This is a genomic window from Rathayibacter tanaceti, from assembly GCF_001634385.1.
Taxonomy (GTDB): Bacteria; Actinomycetota; Actinomycetes; order Actinomycetales; family Microbacteriaceae; genus Rathayibacter; species Rathayibacter tanaceti.
Genome location: NZ_LIIN01000303.1, coordinates 1 through 631 on the forward strand (window position 1 = coordinate 1; position 631 = coordinate 631).

Sequence of the window (631 nt, forward strand, 5' to 3'; positions counted from 1 at the left end):
GCCACGAGTGCGCCCGCCGCGGTGGTCGAGTCGTTGTACGTGCACGTCGCCGGCGAGGTCGCCGCGCCGGGGCTGTACCTCCTCTCGCCCGGCGCGCGGGTGGCGGATGCGGTGGCGGCGGCGGGCGGGTTCCGCGAGTCGGCGGAGCGGGCAGCGGTGAATCTGGCGCGCAAACTCGTCGACGGCGAGCAGATCGTGGTGCCGGCTGCCGGGGCCCCGCCGGCCGCCTCCGGTGGGGCGGCGTCGGGTGACTCCGCGGCGGGCTCGGTCCTGAGTCTGAGCACAGCCACGGCGGCCCAGCTGGAGGAGCTGCCCGAGGTCGGTCCCTCGACGGCGGCGAAGATCGTCGCCTACCGGGAGGAGAACGGGCCGTTCACCTCTGTCGACCAGCTGCTCGAGGTGCCAGGGATCGGCGAGAAGACGCTCGAGGCCTTCCGTGACCAGGTGGCGCCGTGAGCGCTGTGCGGGCGGCGGATCTGCGACTGCTGCCGCTCGCGGTGGCGAGCTGGGCGGCGGCGTGGTCGGCGGGCCTGCTGCCGGTGACGGCGGTGCTCGATCGGGGAACTGCCGCGTGCGCCGTGGCGTGGTCGCTCGTCGGCGCGGCGGCCGGCTGCTCCTGCTGAGGAGTGAC

2 protein-coding genes are annotated in these 631 nt (G+C 75.4%); both read left to right on the forward strand.

What is annotated here, in order from left to right; translation table 11 throughout:
• Positions 1 to 456, forward strand: a 456-nt coding sequence (locus ACH61_RS15765) for a ComEA family DNA-binding protein (RefSeq protein ID WP_068213823.1), incomplete at its 5' end; no start/stop codon positions are given.
• The gene (locus tag ACH61_RS17750; protein WP_161489697.1) at positions 453 to 623 is read left to right on the forward strand and encodes a hypothetical protein; all 171 of its coding nucleotides are present in this window, start codon (positions 453 to 455) and stop codon (positions 621 to 623) included. The genes ACH61_RS15765 and ACH61_RS17750, both read left to right, overlap by 4 nt.
• Positions 624 to 631 lie beyond the last annotated feature (8 nt).